The 19,155-nt window shown below is 52.8% G+C and carries 17 protein-coding genes; 5 read left to right on the forward strand and 12 right to left on the reverse strand.

Annotated elements, in window-relative coordinates:
* Position 1: 1 nt before the first annotated feature.
* Complete coding sequence (gene trmD / locus GP475_RS07395) at positions 2 to 898, reverse strand: tRNA (guanosine(37)-N1)-methyltransferase TrmD (RefSeq protein WP_187973793.1); 897 nt, start codon at positions 896 to 898, stop codon at positions 2 to 4.
* 2 nt (positions 899 to 900) lie between these two features.
* Positions 901 to 1,398, reverse strand: coding sequence for a ribosome maturation factor RimM (gene rimM / locus GP475_RS07400; protein ID WP_187973794.1), 498 nt, complete (start codon positions 1,396 to 1,398; stop codon positions 901 to 903).
* A 147-nt stretch (positions 1,399 to 1,545) separates the two neighbouring features.
* On the opposite strand from rimM, the gene deoD reads away from it, so the two are divergent.
* Both deoD and GP475_RS07410 read left to right on the forward strand, forming a co-directional pair.
* The gene (gene deoD, locus GP475_RS07405) at positions 1,546 to 2,259 is read left to right on the forward strand and encodes a purine-nucleoside phosphorylase (RefSeq protein WP_187973795.1); all 714 of its coding nucleotides are present in this window, start codon (positions 1,546 to 1,548) and stop codon (positions 2,257 to 2,259) included.
* A gap of 3 nt (positions 2,260 to 2,262) precedes the next feature.
* Positions 2,263 to 3,636 carry an MFS transporter gene (locus GP475_RS07410; protein WP_187973796.1) on the forward strand — a complete coding sequence of 458 codons (1,374 nt, stop codon included), beginning with the start codon at positions 2,263 to 2,265 and terminating at the stop codon, positions 3,634 to 3,636.
* 107 nt (positions 3,637 to 3,743) lie between these two features.
* Here GP475_RS07410 and GP475_RS07415 read toward each other — a convergent pair whose 3' ends face one another.
* The 3 genes from GP475_RS07415 to GP475_RS07425 are packed head-to-tail and all read right to left on the reverse strand — an operon-like array spanning position 3,744 to position 7,348.
* On the reverse strand, positions 3,744 to 5,381 hold the full coding sequence (locus GP475_RS07415) for a phospho-sugar mutase (protein ID WP_187973797.1): 1,638 nt from the start codon (positions 5,379 to 5,381) through the stop codon (positions 3,744 to 3,746).
* 4 nt (positions 5,382 to 5,385) lie between these two features.
* Positions 5,386 to 6,030, reverse strand: coding sequence for a deoxyribose-phosphate aldolase (gene deoC / locus GP475_RS07420; protein ID WP_187973798.1), 645 nt, complete (start codon positions 6,028 to 6,030; stop codon positions 5,386 to 5,388).
* Positions 6,031 to 6,064: 34 nt separating this feature from the next.
* Entirely contained in the window at positions 6,065 to 7,348 is a 1,284-nt protein-coding gene (locus tag GP475_RS07425; RefSeq protein WP_187973799.1) for a thymidine phosphorylase, read from the reverse strand.
* Between the two features lie 173 nt (positions 7,349 to 7,521).
* Here GP475_RS07425 and GP475_RS07430 point away from each other — a divergent pair, with 173 nt between their 5' ends.
* Complete coding sequence (locus tag GP475_RS07430) at positions 7,522 to 7,938, forward strand: cytidine deaminase (RefSeq protein ID WP_187973800.1); 417 nt, start codon at positions 7,522 to 7,524, stop codon at positions 7,936 to 7,938.
* A 3-nt stretch (positions 7,939 to 7,941) separates the two neighbouring features.
* Entirely contained in the window at positions 7,942 to 9,156 is a 1,215-nt protein-coding gene (locus GP475_RS07435; RefSeq protein WP_187973801.1) for a NupC/NupG family nucleoside CNT transporter, read from the forward strand.
* Between the two features lie 58 nt (positions 9,157 to 9,214).
* Here GP475_RS07435 and GP475_RS07440 read toward each other — a convergent pair whose 3' ends face one another.
* Positions 9,215 to 10,174, reverse strand: a complete 960-nt coding sequence (locus GP475_RS07440; protein ID WP_187973802.1) for a sugar-binding transcriptional regulator — start codon at positions 10,172 to 10,174, stop codon at positions 9,215 to 9,217.
* Positions 10,175 to 10,275: 101 nt separating this feature from the next.
* Positions 10,276 to 10,764: a 30S ribosomal protein S16 gene (rpsP, locus tag GP475_RS07445; RefSeq protein WP_187973803.1), complete on the reverse strand. Its 489-nt coding sequence runs from the start codon at positions 10,762 to 10,764 to the stop codon at positions 10,276 to 10,278.
* Positions 10,765 to 11,013: 249 nt separating this feature from the next.
* Here rpsP and GP475_RS07450 point away from each other — a divergent pair, with 249 nt between their 5' ends.
* Positions 11,014 to 11,487, forward strand: a complete 474-nt coding sequence (locus GP475_RS07450; protein WP_187973804.1) for an ankyrin repeat domain-containing protein — start codon at positions 11,014 to 11,016, stop codon at positions 11,485 to 11,487.
* 14 nt (positions 11,488 to 11,501) lie between these two features.
* Here the strand turns inward: GP475_RS07450 and ffh are convergent, their stop codons facing one another.
* From ffh to ftsY, 5 genes are all read right to left on the reverse strand, one after another.
* Complete coding sequence (gene ffh / locus GP475_RS07455) at positions 11,502 to 13,100, reverse strand: signal recognition particle protein (RefSeq protein ID WP_187973805.1); 1,599 nt, start codon at positions 13,098 to 13,100, stop codon at positions 11,502 to 11,504.
* Positions 13,101 to 13,144: 44 nt separating this feature from the next.
* On the reverse strand, positions 13,145 to 15,262 hold the full coding sequence (locus tag GP475_RS07460) for a [protein-PII] uridylyltransferase (RefSeq protein WP_187973806.1): 2,118 nt from the start codon (positions 15,260 to 15,262) through the stop codon (positions 13,145 to 13,147).
* Positions 15,243 to 15,581, reverse strand: a complete 339-nt coding sequence (locus GP475_RS07465) for a P-II family nitrogen regulator (protein ID WP_187973807.1) — start codon at positions 15,579 to 15,581, stop codon at positions 15,243 to 15,245. The genes GP475_RS07460 and GP475_RS07465 overlap by 20 nt, the downstream gene beginning before the upstream one ends.
* A 75-nt stretch (positions 15,582 to 15,656) precedes the next feature.
* Positions 15,657 to 16,985, reverse strand: coding sequence for an ammonium transporter (locus GP475_RS07470; protein ID WP_187973808.1), 1,329 nt, complete (start codon positions 16,983 to 16,985; stop codon positions 15,657 to 15,659).
* A gap of 472 nt (positions 16,986 to 17,457) precedes the next feature.
* Positions 17,458 to 19,143, reverse strand: coding sequence for a signal recognition particle-docking protein FtsY (ftsY, locus tag GP475_RS07475; protein ID WP_187973809.1), 1,686 nt, complete (start codon positions 19,141 to 19,143; stop codon positions 17,458 to 17,460).
* Positions 19,144 to 19,155 lie beyond the last annotated feature (12 nt).

Here is a 19,155-nt window from a genome sequence, read left to right on the forward strand (position 1 = left end):
TCTAGCCTCGCGGTTGGTGACTATCGTCAACCGGAGAATGCCCCAATTCAAGACATCTGCGGTCTTCCGGGGATAGCTCAATCGTGGAGAGTAAATCCGGGCGTCGCTGCATGGTTCTTAGTAGCGCTTGATCTCTGCGCCAACGGTCTATATTGGCGTGATTTCCGGAAAAAAGGATCTCAGGTACATCTAGACCTCGCCACTGTCTAGGTTTGGTAAAGCTGGGGCCTTCTAAAAGGCCATCCGAAAAGCTGTCGTTCTCATGGCTTTGGTGATTTCCTAAAACTCCGGGGATTAGGCGGACAATAGCTTCGGTGATGACCAACGTTGCTACTTCTCCACCAATGAGAACATAGTCTCCGATGGATACCTCTCTCACCCGATAACGCTTCTGAGCGTCGCTAAACACCCGTTGGTCTATCCCTTCATAACGACCGCAGGCAAAGACAATGTGACTCTCCGTGGACCAGGTTTGAGCCTGGGCTTGGGTAAACGGGATTCCTGCGGGAGTCGGGACAAGTAACAATGGTAAGGAGGGGTCCTCGGTTTCGGTGCAATCGCGGGGCCGGTCATAGCCAGAGGGAATATAGCCTTGTCGTTGATCGTGACGTTGCTGCCGTTGGTGTGGCAAGGAGCTACGCCACACATCAGCATGAGCAGCCGGACCGTGGGCTTGAGCAACATCATCTAAAGCAGGACCCCACACATCGGGTTTCATCACCATTCCCGGCCCCCCGCCACAGGGGGCACTGTCGACTGCTTGATGCACACCGGTGGCCCACTGCCGAAGATTGTGAACCCGGACTTGAAGAGTGCCTTGTTCAATTGCGCGCCCCAGCAATGCATGGCGGAGAGGGTCGAGGTATTCCGGGAAGATGCTGATTACATCAATTTGCATAATTACAGCTCCAACAGACCATCCGGAGGGGTGATCGCTACTTTTCCGGCAGCTACATCCACCTCAGGGACAATGGCGTGGACGAAAGGTATTAGACAGTTCTTTCCGGTGTGTAGCTCAACTTCTAACAGCGTGTTGCGGGGAAGATGGGAGACACCCGTAATGGTGCCAATCTGAGTACCATCATGAAAAACAGTCAATCCCTCTAGCTCATGGTCATAAAACCCATCATCATCCGGCTCACGGGGTGGAGCCATAAACCTCGTCCCACGCAAAGAATCAGCTGAAGTCCGATCCTTGATCTCAGCGAATTTCACTAATAGACGCCCTTGGTGTGGACGCACCGCAGTAATGGTGAGCTGGTGTTCCTTGTTATTTTGAACACCTCGAAGTACTTGGCCGACAGCGAACCGTTGTGCTGGTTCATCAGTAGTCACCTCAATCGCAACTTCACCGCGCACCCCGTGGGACTTTATCACTCTGCCAATCATCAGCTCCATGGCTAAGTAACTTATCAGTCTAAATAAAAATATCTACCACTGGAACATTTGTAATTTTCAACATTGACTATTGTTAGCAATCAGTCGTAGCTTAAGAAGTAGCTAACTGGCTGCTATTACCTTATCTTTATCGAGCAAGGAGAGCTCATGCTTTCGACGCCGCACATTAATCCGCAGGGCGTACCCATCGCCGAGACTGTTCTCCTCCCGGGCGATCCTCTTCGCGCCAAATTCATTGCTGAAAACTACCTCGACGACGTGGTCCAATTCAATAAAGTCCGCAATATGTTGGGCTATACCGGCACCTTCCACGGCAGCCCCGTCTCAGTCATGGGATCCGGCATGGGGATCCCCTCGATATCTTTGATCTCCCATGAATTACTCCATATTTTTGGGGCCCGACGCCTCATTCGGGTTGGTTCTTGTGGGTCCTTCCAAGCTCAACTCAAACCCTACAACATCATTGTGGCCCAAGGTGCCTGCACTGATTCCCGATTTATCGAACAATTTCAGACCCCAGGGACCTACGCCCCCATTTGCTCCTGGAATTTACTCAAAGCAATCAGTGCAGAGGCTGAACGTCAGGGGATTGAGATACACGTCGGCAATATTTTGTCTTCGGATATTTTCTACCACTTTGATAACAGCGTTAATGAACGCTGGGCCCGGATGGGGGTCCTAGGAGTGGAGATGGAATCTGCCGGCATGTATGCCGTTGCCGCTGCGGCAGGCGCCGAGGCGCTTGGTGTATTTACTGTCTCCGATAACCTGATAACCGGGGAAAAGACCACATCTGAGGAGCGAGAAAAAGCCTTTACTCAGATGATGGAATTGGCTCTCCCGCTCGCAACATTAGGATAAGACATGACTAAGGTATCAGCGAAAGCCGCTGTCCCCATTCTCCTCATCACCTTTATCTTTAGCCTGGTTATAGACAACGGCTTCAAATTCATGAGCCTCGCTATTTCCCAGGACCTCTCACTAAATATTTCCACTGCCTCGTTGCAAGCCACCCTAGCCGGAATAGTCATCGGCATCGGAGCCGTGGTCTACGCCGCGTTGGCAGATAGTTTCCCCATCCGCAATCTTCTCAATATCGGCCTCATTCTTATAGCCGTCGGCTCTATCATCGGATTCCTCGGGCAACACGTGTGGACTCTGGTACTGATGGGACGACTTGTTCAAACATGCGGATTGGCGGCCGCCGAAACACTCTACGTCATTTACGTCACCAAACACCTACCTGAAAAGGATCAAAAAACCTACCTCGGGTTTTCCACCTCGGCGTTCCAACTAGCGATGCTCTTCGGCACCCTCACCAGTGGGTTTATCGCAACCTACGTGTCGTGGACCGCGATGTTTTTGGTGTCTCTCCTGGCGCTTCTAGCCATTCCCGTGGTCACCAGAAAAGTCCCGGTAGAAGCCGCTGTCCGCGGAAACTTAGATCTCTTTGGATTGCTCTACGTCGCAACCATTGCAACCTCAGTGATGTTCTTTATGACCAGCTTCAAGTGGATCTGGGTCGTGGTTTTCGCACTAGCGCTCATCCTCTTCATCCTCCATGTACTCAAATCCCCTACCGCACTAGTGAAACCCGAATTTTTCAGCAACCAACGCTATGTGTGGGCGCTCATCACCGTAGCTGTGGTGTATTCCACCCAACTAGGGCTAACCACCCTCGTCATCCCTTATGCAGTCAAAGAGCTCCATAATCTCAACTTAGATACCGCTAGTCTTCTCATGGCGCCAGGATATGCCGCCGGCGCCCTCCTCGGCGCACTGTCTGGATACGTAGCTAAGGTTCTCAATTCTCGCCAAACCATGGTGGTGGCTCTAAGTTTAATTGTGGTAGCCCTGCTTCTCATCGCCATCGTGATCGACGGTCCGCTCTGGGTCATTGTCTTTGCAGTCATCCTTTTCTCTGGGGGTTTTGCCACCATGTACGCCCCCTTGGTTAACTCTGCGCTCCAGAACATTCCCGCCGAAAAAACGGGGGTAGCTATTGGGTTTTATAACCTCACCATCAATATCGCTATCCCCGTGGGAATCAGCTACACCGCCGCTTTGATCGACTCCGGAATATCATCACTGGGGGCTTTATCAAACGCCACCACCACTACCGGCCTCGCCATTTCTTCCGTTACCTGGATATTAGCGGTGATTGCTGCCAGTGGAATGGCCATTTACTTTATCTCAGACTTCTTTATGTCTAAGAAGGAGAACGCTTCCCGCTTGTAAACCGCTGCACTGTGCAGGTTTTCCGCAGCAGAAACTAGAAAACCCGGGGCCACTGATCTTAAGAATCACTGCCTCGGGTACCTCTGTGATCAGCAATAGACGTGCACTTATGCCTTAAGACATGCCGATAATTCCGCTTCTATGTGGTCCATCCGTTGAGCAGCCTGGTCTGCGGAATGATCCACAGTTTCCAGATAACACTTCAACTTAGGTTCGGTGCCCGACGGTCTTATTACCACTCGATCTCCCGCTTGGCTAATCAACATGATTCCCGGCGTGGACGGCAATCCCGCATAGCCTTCGGCAAGGTTGTAGCTACTCACCACCGGGCTACCAGCCAAGGATTTAGGAGGATCAGCAATAACGTTAGCCAAGGTGGAAGAAATATTTTCTGAACACGTAAATCTCAGCGTCAACGGCCTGGTGAGGTACACGGAATACAGCTGATCAATCTCGTGAGCAAATTCAGCTAGATCCCGTCGAGCGGCTAAATCTGCCACCCGCAGGCAAGCACTGATTCCGTCTTTATCACGCACCCACTCCGGGTCCGTACAGTATCCCAACGCTTCTTCGTAACCAAAGGTTAAATGTGGGGTTCTTCCAATCCACTTGAATCCGGTCAGGGTAGGACGGAACGATAAACCATTTCGCCGAGCAATTTGTTCTAGAATCCGCGAGCTGACAATGGAACAGGCAAGAACCCCGTCTCCATCACGGCGTCGGGCACAATCTTCCCCAAGCAGGGTACCAACTCGATCACCGGAAAGCTGCACCCACTCTCCGCCCTGAGGAATAGCCACGCTACAGCGGTCCGCATCCGGGTCTAAGGCTAGAATAAGCTGGGCATCGTGCCGCTGAGCAGTGGCTATCGCGAGATCTAAAGCACCTTGTTCCTCCGGGTTAGGGAAATCAACGGTAGGGAAATCTGGGTTTGGTTCCTGTTGCTCAGCTACTGGGTAGACGTTGTGAAAACCACAACGTCGCAGCACCGTTTCCAGAACTTTCCCCCCTACCCCATGCATAGCTGTTATCACGATGGGAAGATCTCGCCGCTCATATGGAATCAGCGAGCACACCCGTGAATAGTAGGCTTCAAGCAGTTCCTCCCCTTGCCTTGTAATTAAGCGCGAGTCCCGGTCAATCTCATCTGCTTCTGGACTCTGAGCAATAGCTTCCGCTATCTCTTGGTCAGCGGGGCTAATGAGCTGCACGCCGCGTTCCTCATCGCTTTCTACTACTCGCCCACCCAGATAAACCTTGTACCCATTATCTTGAGGCGGATTATGACTGGCCGTAATCATCACGCCTGCATCGGCGTTGAGATACCGCACAGCAAAAGCTGTCACCGGGGTAGGAAGCTGTGGTGTTAAAGACTCAACGTGGCAACCGGCCGCTGACAATACTTGACAGGCAACTCGGTGAAAATCTGCGGACCCATGCCGAGCATCGCATCCCACCACTACTCGAGGCTGTGGTGTTTTTCCGGTCAACCACCGCGCCAATCCGAAACTCGCTCTAGCGATGGTGGCGTGATTGAGATAGGACTCACCTGCACCAATCCGGCTTCGTAAACCTGCTGTTCCAAAAACTAACGGACCGGAGAATCTGGCCTGAAGTTCGGCGTGTCGCTGATCTGGATCTGCTAGCTCTAATATCTCACTGAGTTCCTTCCGAGTCGCGGGATCCGGATCATGGGCGATCCAGTGGCGAGCTCGGTGCAGCAGTTCTTGCTCACGAGATGTCATGATCTCAGAGACCTTCAATAACGTCGCGGGAGGAGGAACATCCCAGTCGAGTAGCTCCAGCCTTAATCATTGCCAAAGCTGTGGCTGTTTCTCTAATTCCGCCTGAGGCTTTAATCCCCAGTCGGCCTCCAACAACTTTGTTCATGAGCTCAACCGCGTGCACACTCGCCCCACCTGCCGGGTGAAAACCCGTCGACGTTTTGACAAATTCTGCCCCGGCGCGTTCCGCAGCCAAACAGCATTCGGTGATTTCTTCATCACTCAGGGCGGCGGTTTCCACAATGACTTTTAGCACCGTCCCTGGGATAGCTTCACGCACTGTCCGAATATCTTTTTCTACGGCTAAAAAGTCTCCGGTTTTCGCGTAGGCCACATTGATGACCATGTCTACCTCAGCTGCGCCTTTGGCCACAGAATCGCGAGCTTCTGCGGCTTTGATAGCGCTGTCATGAGCTCCTGAGGGGAATCCGCATACGGTGGCAACCTTGAGATTATCTGGAACCTCCACCGGCAACAGGGAGGGGGATATGCACACTGAATAGGTGCCCAATTCAGCCGCTTCAGCCACCAAGTCTTTGACCTGCTCCGGTGTAGTTTCTGGTTTCAACAAAGTGTGATCGATGTACTGCGCTAATTCTTCGCGTTTCACGGGTTACGCCGTCCTTACTTCCATCATGGGTTATCTAATAAATTCTCTCGTGAATCAAGATCCGCTCAGCGGGTTTTTCCATCCCAATGTCGATCCCTGCCGTGATAACTTCCATCGCCCGCTCAAATCTGTCAGGGGTGTCGGTATGCAAGGTCACAATCTTTTGCCCTCGACTAACTTTTTCCCCATATCCAGTATGAATCTCAATTCCAGCAGTGGCTTGCACGGGGTCTTCTTTGCGAGCTCTCCCCGCCCCTAATCGCCAAGACCCAACTCCCAACGCCAAGGCATCTAGTTTCGTGATGTATCCATCCTGAGAAGCGCAGATGTCATGGGTATGCTGCGCCTGCGGGAGTGCGGCATCGGGATCTCCGCCCTGGGCGCTGATCATTGCTCGCCAGGAGTCCATTGCCCGTCCATCTTGTAACGCAGCGGCCACATCTGCGTCAGGCATGCCAGCCAGCTCCAGCATGTCGGAGGCGAGGGCACATGTAAGTTCGACGACGTCCGACGGTCCGCCGCCGGCGAGAACTTCTACCGCCTCGCGGACCTCGAGGGCGTTTCCAATGGTTCGTCCTAATGGAATAGTCATATCGCTAAGCACTGCTCGGGTACGCACTCCAGCGTCTTCACCGAGGTCCACCATGGTTTGCGCGAGTTCACGCGCCTGGTCCAGGTCTTTCATAAAAGCACCACTCCCGACTTTGACATCGAGCACTAGGGCCGAGGTGCCCTCAGCAATTTTTTTACTCATGATGGAGCTAGCTATTAGAGGGATACTGTCAACCGTAGCGGTAATGTCCCGGAGCGCATAGATCTTTTTATCGGCAGGGGCCAATCCTGCTCCTGCAGCAGCAACAACTGCCCCATTATCCTCCAGGATCTCCATAAGACGTGAGTTACTTACCTCTGCTTTCCATCCGGGAATCGATTCCAATTTATCGAGGGTCCCGCCAGTATGCCCCAGTCCTCGACCTGAAAGTTGTGGAACGGCTACTCCAAAAGAACTGACCAGTGGCCCAAGGGGAAGAGTGATTTTGTCCCCTACCCCGCCAGTGGAATGTTTGTCAACGGTGGGTTTAGACAGAGAGTCAAAGCTCATCTTGTCCCCACTATTAATCATGGCTTGGGTCCAGTCCACGATTTCGCGACGGTTCATTCCATTAAGAAACACCGCCATATTCAGGGCCGCCATTTGTTCATCGCCCACCACCCCACGCGTATAGGCATCAATGACCCAGGCAATCTGTTCTGGGCTAAGTTCTTGGCAGTCTCGCTTAGTACGGATGACATCAACGACATCAAAGGCTTCCGTCATGGTAGTTCTCCTTCGAGATTTCCAGCGATGGCGCCCGCTTCATTTTTGTGATCTAAAATTCTTGCGCCAATGCCTATGATCCGATTATCATTCGAATTAGAACAATTGTCAATGAGCCAGTTATCTAATGTTCCGCACTGGTTCATCGGTGGTCGTCGAGAAAGGATCCCGGTATGACCTCCGCAATAACGATTAATCATGAGGAGCTGTTAGCGGCTGCCCGGGACGTTGCTCACCATGCCTACGTCCCCTATTCAGGTTTCCCCGTCGGTGCTGCACTCATTGACAGCGAAGGAACCATCACTACCGGCTGCAATGTCGAAAACGCAGCTTATGGAGAAGCGATTTGTGCCGAACGCAATGCGGTGACCAGCATGGTCGCCCGCTTTGGGTATCGCCAGATTGTCGCCGTCGCCATCGTTGGGTTAAAGGCGGCGCCGTGTTGGCCATGCGGCGCCTGTCGCCAGGTTCTCCGCGAGTTCAACTGCGGCGCAGTGATCGTTGAAGATTCCGAGCATCAGCCGCTATCTTTAGATTTTGAAGAAATTTTGCCGAATTCTTTCGGCCCAGACGCTCTGGAACAGGAGTAAAACATGGAGCGTTTTCAAGGTCTCATCGGCATCATCCTCATTCTCGGGGTGTTGGTGCTCTTTTCTTCCCACCGTCGCCACATCAAATGGCGCACTCTCGGCGTCGGCTTAGTCTTGCAAGTTGTTTTTGCTCTGCTGGTTCTCAAGTGGGAACCGGGCTTCCACGCCCTACGGTGGACCGCCGATGTGGTGCAAAAACTTATCGACTTCACTGCGCAGGGAACATCATTCGTGTTCGGACCGCTTTTTGGCGAAAAAACCGGTTTTGTTTTCGCCCTTAATGTGTTGCCGGTCATCATCTTCCTGGGCGCACTCATCGCTGCCTTGTATTATTTCCGAATCCTGCAGTGGTTTGTCGAGATCGTTGGAACTGCGCTGAACAAACTCATGGGCACCTCTAAGGTGGAGTCCGTCTGGGCCGCCACCGTCATTTTCCTTGGCCAATCTGAAGCCCCCTTGGTGATCCGCCCTTGGCTACCTAAACTCACCCGATCCGAGCTCTTCGCTTGTATGACCGGAGGATTCGCCTCCGTCGCGGGGTCTACCCTGATTGGTTATTCCCTCCTCGGCGCCCCGCTGCCATATCTATTAGCAGCCTCAATCATGAACGCGCCGGGCTCCTTGATCGTGGCGAAAGCCCTGATGCCAGAAACGGAGGTTTCTACGGCTTCGGCGAATGTTCGCTCCGTGCGGGACGAAGAAAATAAAAATATTATCGACGCACTTGGGGCCGGGGCTATGGCAGGTGGCCGGATCGCTGTTTCGGTAGCGTGTATGCTCATCGCCTTTATCGCCTTGATCTCCATGCTTTCGGCTATCCTCGGCGGAATCGGGCATCTCTTCGGTCAGGATAACTGGTCCCTCGAGGGACTCTTCGGCTTAGTTTTCTCTCCTCTCGCCTGGGCTATCGGCGTTCCGTGGCAAGAATCGGGTTTAATAGGCAGTTTCATCGGTCAAAAGACCATCCTCAATGAGTTCGTCGGCTATACCTCATTTTCCGGTCATGTCAACGACCTTTCTCAAAAAGCCATTATGATCTCAACCTTTGCGATGGCTGGTTTCGCTAATCTCTCTTCTATCGCTATCCAAATTGGCGCCTTCGGTGCGCTCTGCCCTGAACGTCGCGGAGACGTAGCAGAGCTTGGCCTCAAAGCTCTTTTCGCTGGGTTCTGCACCAACATGCTCAACGCCGCAATCGTCGGAGTCGTCGCCCTATAACCAAGGCAGTCACAAACCCAGGTTGAACATCATGTTCTGGTGTGGGACCTGGGTTTTTCTATGCCTCTTCCCAACCTTCTTCAAGAATCTCTGTCGCTGTATCAGAATCAATGACCAGATGGGTCGCAAGTCCCATTGTGATAGCAACATCAATAGCTTGTGCTTTCCACCGGCCACCGGCCACCATAATTCTCACGGGACGCTGAGCTAAATCAGCCAGCGAAATCCCTACGGTCCGTTCATCAATTTCCGCGTTCGCAATATCGCCTGCGGTATTAAAAAACCGGGAACACACATCACCAATAGCCTGGGTAGATAAATCAGCTATTTCTGAGTCAGTCAAATAACCTAAAGTCAGTGGTAAAGAATCAGGGTGGGCATGGCCGACGGTAAAAACAACTACCTCAGTAGTGCGGCCTAATTGTAATAAATGAGCTATATGGCGATCATTTTCAACTACGTGCTTGGTTTCCGCATTATCGAAAATGACGGGCAATGGTAAGGTGCGGGCGTCGGCATCAAATGCCCGGCAAAACAGGTTAATGGTCTCCATATCATTGGTTGTGGACTTGGTATAGCTCATTCCCCCCTTGAGCTGGACAATTTCTACACCCCGGCGTGGATAATATTCCAGGGCCTGGGCTACCGCATGCATGGTACGACCCCACGACACTCCTACTCGGTAACCATCATTAACCTCGCGGCTGAGCAGCTCCGCCCCCGCTCGTCCCAGTTCAGCAAGCAATTCCTCACTACTGTCTCGCGGTGCATCAACCACTCGCACCTCCTGGACGCCATAGCGACGATAACGCTCTAATAATTGTTCAGCTGCTTCTCCGCTACTTTCTCTGGGATCATGAATTTCAATAACGACGAATTTCTTCTCTTTCGCCAGTTTCAACAATTTAGAGACGGTTGGCCGGGATACTCCAAGTTCTTTAGCGACCTCGGCCTGCCCTAATCCCACAAGATAGTATAGCTTAGCCGCTCGAAGCGCCTGCTCATCCCGAATTTCCATAGCTAAAACTGTAGCAGCGCAAAAAAATAACCGCCATTACCCTGCATTAGGTAATAGCGGTAAATTGACTGATTTTTAATCCGTCATACCAAAGCTAAAAACTATTCAGCTGCTTCGGCATCAGCGTCAGCTTCACCAGCTGCAGCGGCAGCCTTCTCCGCTTCGAGCTTCTCAGCTGCTTCTTTCGCAGCTTTTTCCTCGCGCGCCTTCCGCTTCTTCTCGGTAATAGCCTCAGCAGTCGGCCCTTCATTAGCTTCTGCCAGAGCTTTGTTAAAGAGATCCAGCTTGGACGGCTTTTCTTCAGCAACCTTCAGAGTGCCTTCGGCACCAGGAAGACCCTTAAACTTCTGCCAATCACCAGTAACCTTCAGCAAAGCCAACACCGGTTCAGTGGGCTGGGCACCAACCCCCAACCAGTACTGAGCCCGCTCTGAGTCAATCTTGATCAAGGAAGGCTCTTGCTTGGGCTCGTAGATACCGATATTTTCGATGACTTTGCCATCCCGGCGAGTCCGGGCATCAGCCACCACTACTCGGTAGTGAGGAGTACGAATTTTACCGAGACGCTGTAATTTAATTTTGACAGCCACAACTATCCTCTTTCTTTTGGTCACCGGGCAGTTCAGACGCTTATCAGCAATTACGATAAGCCGGTTCAACCCTTGGATTTAGCCTGCGCGTGACCACCGGTCGGCCGGAGCCGATAACGATGTTACGCAGAATTATGTGTTATCTTTATCCTCCTAAAGACAACCTGGGTAATTATAGTCAGCTAGCAACCCAAATCCAAATATGGCTACCAGATGCGATTTTCCCACAAAGGATGTACATTAATCGCTGTGACCTCCCCTGTGCTAAGGCTTCCGCGCACTTTTATCAGGTACACCGATAATCACCGTGTTGAGTCCCTTCTTCTAAGCAACGATACGAAAGGGCTGGAGCACCTCATTAATCGACTTGGGCCCGACGTCCGCGTGGACGGTGACAAAACTCTACTGATGTTAAGTGCAGAAGGTAATTACCTCTGGACAACCAATCTTCTTTGCGCACATCACGCCGACGTCCATGCTAAGGATGAAAAAGCCCGCACAGCATTACATCACGCTGCCATCTGGGGTGCCGATGATATCGCTCAAACACTCCTCAACGCTGGAGCAACCATAGATCCTCAAGACCACAGCGGCCGCACCCCCTTGTGGTATGCGGCCGCTAAGCATTACCCGGATTCAGCGATCGTCGATGTTTTATTAACAGCCGGAGCCAATTCCAAAATTCGGGATTCTCGTGGCATAAACCCCAACGATCTCCTCTAAAACCCCGCAGTAACCTATTTCTTTTTCTTCTTCTGGCTGAAATCAAGATTATTTAGATCGATATTTTCCAGCCCTTTGGGCATAGCACCTGGCATACCCATACCGGGGAAACCACCTTGACCGGCATCCATCTGCTGTTGAAGCTTCTGAAGCTCCGCCATAGAGGGCATCCCCATACCGCCACCTGAACGCTGTTTAGGGGCTTTACGCTTCCCGTTTTTCCCTTTTCGGCCTTTAGGTTTCTTCTTAGTAGCGCTGCGGCCTATACCCCCCATCCCAAACTGGCCAGCCATCTTCCCCATCATCTTCTTCGCATCAAAGAAACGCTCCACCAACTGGTTAACCTCGGAAACCGAAACGCCAGATCCCTGCGCAATTCGCTTCCGCCGAGACGCATTCAGAATTTTCGGATTATTCCGTTCTTCCGGCGTCATCCCTCGAATAATTGCTTGAATCCGGTCCAGGTGCTTTTCATCAACCATGTCGGCCATCTGATTCATCTGCTTGCCCCCCGGCAGCATCTTCAACAGATTTCCGATAGGACCCATTCGACGAATCATCAACATCTGCTCGAGGAAATCCTCAAGCGTCAACTCACCGGATCCAATTTTGGTAGCTGTCTCAACCGCTTTTTGCTGATCGAACGTTTGCTCGGCTTGTTCAATGAGGGAGAGAATGTCCCCCATCCCCAAAATTCGGCTGGCCATACGCTCGGGATGGAAGACATCAAAGTCTTCGAGCTTTTCACCAGTTGAGGCAAACAAGATAGGTTTGCCACTCACCTCACGAATAGACAGTGCAGCACCACCACGTGCATCACCATCAAGCTTGGACAACACCACGCCAGTGAAATCCACACCATCGCGGAAAGCTTCCGCGGTAGTCACCGCATCCTGACCAATCATGGAGTCAATGACAAAGAGGACTTCATCTGGAGATACCGCGTCTCGGATATTCCTCGCTTGGGTCATCAGAGTCTCGTCAATACCCAAACGTCCCGCGGTATCGACAATCACAATATCTCGTTGCTGACGTCGTGCTTCTTCAATACTTTGGCGTGCCACCTCCACGGGATCACCGTGGCTAGTCCCCATATCATGATCGGAGGAGTCGGGGGCAGTTCCCGGGTCAGGCGCAAAAGTGGGAACCCCAGCCCGCTCACCCACAATTTCTAACTGTTGAACTGCACCTGGGCGTTGCAAGTCACAGGCAACCAACATCGGGGTGTGCCCTTTTTTACTCAAGTGAAGGGCTAATTTTCCAGCCAACGTGGTTTTACCGGCACCTTGAAGACCAGCCAACATAATGACTGTGGGAGGATGTTTCGCCAGATTGAGACGCCGAGTTTCCCCACCCAGAATCTCAACCAGCTCCTCATTCACAATCTTAATGACTTGCTGAGCAGGGTTAAGGGCCTCAGATACTTCCGCTCCGAGTGCGCGTTGCTTAATGCGTTTGATAAATCCGCGCACAACGGTTAAGGACACATCCGCTTCTAAGAGTGCTAGCCGGATTTCTCTAGCAGTTGCGTTGATGTCGGCCTCGGTCAGGCGTCCCTTCCCTCTCAGTCCAGTGAGGGCCCCGGTTAACCGATCGGACAACGACTCAAACACGTCAGTGCTCTCCCTTACAGATCTTTATGCTAGGTCACCTTATGCTAACTGTTCCCCAGGGCTCGGGTCACGTTACGCTCCGTCTCTGCCCTATTTATGGGTGCTGATAATGCAGAACGAACAATAAGAGTGTCACCTATATTCTTCAATTCAATCCAATCCGCTTCAGGCAAAACACGCAGGATCTCACCAAAAACACCAGGCTGATCTGGGGTGCGGATTTCAATAATGGATTCATGCCAATATATCGCGCAGGGCCGTGGTTGGATCTGAGGGATCACGGTATGAACACCTGAACGATAAGTTTGGATCAAATCATTAGGATCAATGGTTTGCCTCCCGGCCGTCGGGCGCACGACTAATTCAGCTTGCACCTGTTCTCCTACCCGGACCATACGTGCCGCCTCGATATTCCAGGCTTTCGCCGCGCAAAGCGCGAGAATACGGATACTTTGCCGTTGGTGCTCTCCTCTCCAGTAGACCACGGGGAAGCCGTCTTCACACTCTGGGTGTACGCCTAATTCACCGGGGACTCGAACCATAGGGGGAGCGGGACTGAGGTAGTGGAGGCGTTGAAGTTCTTCCCGGCCGCGAGCTATGAGGTGATCACGGCCGCGCTCCAGGCGCGCATTCCACACCCCTGGCCCAGTTGCGAGAGCATCTGCCTCGGTAAGCACCCCTAGTAGCTCAAGGGTAAGGATGTCATGGTGGACTGCCTCCAGGAGAGTATCAACGGTTCGCGGATCATAAATATCACACTGTGCCACCAAGCGGGATAAGGTGGTGTGTTCTGCCACGAGAGTTTGAACACGAGAGCGATCCTGGTAATGAAAACCTAATCGGGCCGCCATCCGGGCGACCTTCTCAGCGCCTACTTGCTCATGGGGGCGTCCATAGCCTTTACCGATGTCGTGGAAGAGGGCCCCCAGGAGCAACAGATCCGGGCGTGCCACCTGCACCGACCGACGGGCGCATTCGGCAACCGTCGCCAATAAATGGTTATCGATGCTGTGAATATGAATAGGCTCCGCGGGGCGTCTCCCCCTCACCCATTGCCAGTCAGGAACAAATCTTTCCCATAATCCGTGAGCATCAAGCTCCGCTACCACGTGCGGGCTCCACTCGGATGAGGCCAACACCGCAATAAAATCTGCGCTTTGAACTTTCAGCCAAGGTTCTGGGGGCACTGGCGTCCGGGCTAGCCGAGCCCACACCCCTGGATCAATAGGTAATCCATAGCGAGTTGCCGAGGCCGCTACCCGGAGAGGAAGACCAGGATCTTCAAAATTTGGCTCTCTGGATAACGTGACTCGCCCCTCTGATTCCACCACGTCTAATTCTAAAGGGCGACGCCGCGAACTGCGCCGATACCAGGGTTGCCGACGGTTGAGCAGAGTCCGCGCCCCGGCTAAAGCTTCAGTAAGTGCCTCATCAATTTTCTTCCCGGCGGACACCAGATCTCGAATGAGATCATAGCGTGATTCATACCCCAAATCATGAGCAATATCCCCCGCATATTCAGGATCAAGTATGTCTCGACTACGGCGGAGGTGCTCATGCAAACAGGCCCGAATTTTAAGGATGAGTTCTCGTTCCTGCCCCAGAGGTGGAGCGTCAGCAAGATGCGCCAGTGAAATTGCGCGGATCAGATCCGCGTCACGTAGCCCTCCACGGCCCTGTTTTAAATCGGGTCGGGTCATAGCTACCACCGAGCCGGCACGTCGCCATCTTTTGATGGCACTATCTACGACGGCATCGAAATTCTTCGGCATGGCCCGGCGCCACATCTTTAACGCGGATTGCCGAGCTCGAAGACTTAGCTCCTCTGCTCCACTGATGTGGCGAAGATCTAACAGAGCCAACCCCGCAGTCACATCGTGGTTGACAATGGCGCCACATTCATCGGGAGTGCGAACTGCGTAGTCAATTTTCTTCCCGGCATCCCACAGCGGATACCAGATCTGAGCGAGCTCTTCTTCCGTCGGGGCGCATCCAGGCTCGTGAAGAAGGAGTAAATCGAGATCGGAATGAATGGTCAATTCCCGACGCGCTAAGGAGCCGGTGGCCGCCAAAGCCGTACCCTCAGGAAGAGGAAGTGTCCAAAGCAGCGCTTCTTCTTCCTGGAGACGTTGAGCGGCTCTCTTATAGGGCGGCGTCGTCACGTTCCCCGGTGCGTACCCGCACAAGTTGCTCTACTGGGCTTACCCATACCTTGCCGTCCCCGATTTTCCCGGTGCGGGCCGAACTAACAATAGCGTCAACAACATCTGCTACTTGAGCATCATCGATGACGACTTCAATTTTCAATTTCGGCACAAAATCCACGGCGTATTCTGCACCGCGATACACCTCACTATGACCTTTTTGCTGACCAAAACCTTGGGTTTCGGTCACAGTCATACCGTGAATACCAACGTCTTCCAGGGCTTCTTTAATGTCGGTGAGGGTGAAGGGTTTTACAATAGCGGTGATCAGCTTCATCAGGGCATCTCCTCAAGATTAAGCATCCGGATAGGTGGGGTTCCTCCGCGCAAATTTTAGCGCGTTGTCGTGGGACTATCGGATATCAGGACCGATATTGTCATAAGCAGTTTCTCCGTGTTGGACTAAATCCACACCCCGGTTTTCTTCTTCATCATCTAAGCGCCAGCCGCTGACCTGCTTTAAGACCAGAGCAATGACGGTGGTGAGCGTCGCTGAGAACACCATCGCAATAAGGGCAATGAGGATTTGAATGATAAAGAGTTTGAAACCTGCTAGTCCGCCACCGGTGAACCATCCCGTGTCAGAGGCTAAAAGGCCAACACCCACGGTGCCCCATAACCCAGCAACCAGGTGAACTCCGACGACGTCGAGGGAATCATCGAAGCGGAAGCGGTACTTGAGCCCAACACCTAAGCAGGCTAAGCCACCACCAATCGCGCCGAGGATGATCGAGGTGACGGGAGTCAGGTTTCCTGCTGCTGGGGTGATGGCCACAAGACCTGCAACCACACCGGAGGCAGCTCCTAAGGAAGTGGGGTGCCCGTCGCGAAGCTTTTCAATGAGCAACCAGCCCAACATTGCTGCCGCTGTAGCCACAGTGGTGTTGAGCCAAGCCAGCCCAGCTAATCCATTGGCTGCGAAAGCCGAACCGCCGTTAAACCCAAACCAACCGAACCACAGTAGAGCTGCGCCGAGCATAACAAGAGGTAGGTTGTGCGGACGATGTGGTTGACGCAAGAAAGTTTTGCGATGTCCAACGATGATGGCTAAGACAAGCGCCGCCGTACCCGCAGAAATATGCACCACTGTTCCACCGGCGAAGTCGATGGGGGTAATCGCAGCAACAGTTTTCCCTGCTTCTTCTGTCGTACCAAATAGGCGGGCAGATAAACCGGATTCGGTGTGCCCCAGTAGTCCGCCTCCCCACACCATGTGAGCTAGCGGGAAGTACACAAAAGTCGCCCACAGACCGCTAAAAAGCAACCAGGTGCCAAACTTTACGCGTTCGGCGAGCGCGCCAGAGATCAACGCTGTCGAGATAACGGCAAACGTAAGTTGGAATCCGATATCAATGACATTGGGATAGTCATTGGCCCCAGCGAGGTAATTTCCGGCTTCGTCAACAATGGAATTTCTTAAGCCGAAAAACTCGAAAGGATTAGCTACTATCCCGCCTAGTGATTGGGTGCCGTAGGACATTGACCAGCCCCAGAACACGTAGATAACGCTGACTACCCCTAGGGCGCCGAAGCTCATCATCATCATGTTGAGGACAGATTTTTGACGCGACATTCCGCCATAAAAAAGGGCCAGAGCCGGAGTCATCAGCAGCACTAACGCTGCGGAAATCAGCATCCAGGAGGAATTACCTGAGGCCTGTACCAGGTCAGCATCGGTCATGGTGGTGAGGCCTTTCTCTTCAGTTAATACAGTCAATCCACACCAGCTCGTGGCGTTTCTTTTCTTCGACGCCCTAGGGGTGGGAGGTGACCTGGTTTCTCACCCCTAGGACATAACTAACTATAGACCGACAGATTTATATTGAGCTAACCGAACCCCAGGGGTAAGGAAAATTTTGCTGCAGAATCAAGAGAGAAAAGTACGGTTACCTGGGTTAAAACATCGGGACGGATCATACCCACACTCCCCCCGCAGGTATCTCAGAAAGCCCCTGTAGCCGGCCCCCTCACCAGAGACAGGGAGCCCATTTCCGGAGGCGGGATCCACCGATCCCACCTACTATCCGTTAGCCGATGTTCATATCAACGGCACTTCCAGGTAACCGTACTTAGTGTCTTATGACTGTGCTCGACGCCTTTTGGTTCCCTTACCCTAATTTAGGGGGAACTAGACACAGGGTCCGCTTGGAGTTCTATCCCAGCAGGGCATCAACAAACCCCTCGACTTCAAAGGGAGCTAAGTCATCGGCGCCTTCACCGAGACCAACCAGTTTCACCGGAACTCCCAGCTCTTCCTGGACCTGGAACACAATCCCCCCTTTGGCTGTTCCATCAAGTTTCGTGAGCACCACGCCAGTAATATCCACCACATCGCGGAAAATCCGGGCCTGCATGAGGCCATTTTGACCCACTGTGGCATCTAGAACCAACAAAACCTCATCAACGTGGGCTTTCTTTTCGACAACTCGCTTGACCTTACCCAACTGATCCATCAAACCTTTAGAGGTATGCAAACGCCCAGCGGTATCCACCAGAACTACGTCGGCGCGCTCTTTAACTCCCTGGGCCACAGCATCGAAAGCTACTGAGGCGGGATCCGCACCTTCTGCGCCGCGAATGGTCGTCGCACCTGCACGACGCCCCCATGTTTCTAGCTGATCGGCAGCAGCAGCGCGGAATGTATCAGCCGCTCCCAAGAGAACCGAATGACCCATGGACACCAGAACCCGAGCGAGTTTTCCAACAGTGGTGGTTTTCCCAGTGCCATTCACACCCACAACTAAAACCACCGCAGGTTTACCTTCGGAGGGAACTGCTCGAATAGACCGATCCATATCGGGTTTCGCCGCTTCAATCAGGCATTCCCGAAGCATACTTCGAGCTTGAGCTTCATTGGCTACCCCAGATTCAGCGATCCTCGTGCGCAAATTGTCCATGACCTTCTCGGTAGCCACTGAACCTAAATCCGCCATATAAAGCGTATCTTCAATTTCCTCCCAGGCGTCCTCATCGAGGTCTCCGGCACTTAAGATCCCTAAAACGCTCTTACCGATAGCGTTTTGCGAGCGTGACAAACGTCCACGTAGACGACCAATCCGCCCGGCGGCCGGAGCAATGTCTTCTTCAGGCTCTTGACGTTGACTAGGAGTTACTGGTTCCTCAGGAACCGGAGTAACCTCTTTTGCCTCTGCCGCACTTTCCACCTGGGTTGCTGCCGCCTCAGCAGCTTCAGCTGCTTCAGCCTTGCGCTTAGACTGCGCGCTGTCCCCCGTCTCTTCACCGTGGGAACCATCTTCTTCATCCGTTTCTTCGGATTCCGCAGTCTTTAACTCTGGTGTCGAAAATTCTTTTCTATCCCGCTCCGGCGCGTGATCAGTAGCCGTCAGCTTATCCACGCCTTCACGATTCCCTGATGCGTCCTCCCGAGTCTCTTCCCGAGTTTCTTCCCGCTGCGCATCTCCCCCGAGCGCCGCTAACCCCTCTTGAGGATCTTCAGCAATCTGGTTTTCTGGACGCTCAGATGTTGCCGGAACCTCAGCTTCTGAGTGCTGAGAGTCCTGCTCCGGAAGCTTTGAGGCCAGATTCGGCTGATCCAACGGCGGTTGCGGAGTCGACCGAAGATCTTCTCTACCGGAGTGAGGTTCCTCCCGCACCACAGGCTGCTTTTCCCGCGCCGGCGCCGCAGAAGCAAATTGAAAGCCCTGTTTCGCCTGATAATTTCCGGACTTTTCTTGTTGAGTCAGCTCACGCTGCGGTTGCTCCTGCTCCCCGAAGCTAATCAACTTGGACTTGCGCCGATGATTACCCCACAGCAAAAGCAGGATAATCACCAGTACAATCGCCAGAACAATACCAATGATTACATACGTTGAACCCATGGGGTCTATGGT

This window comes from Corynebacterium poyangense (assembly GCF_014522205.1).
In the GTDB taxonomy this organism is placed as follows: Bacteria; Actinomycetota; Actinomycetes; order Mycobacteriales; family Mycobacteriaceae; genus Corynebacterium; species Corynebacterium poyangense.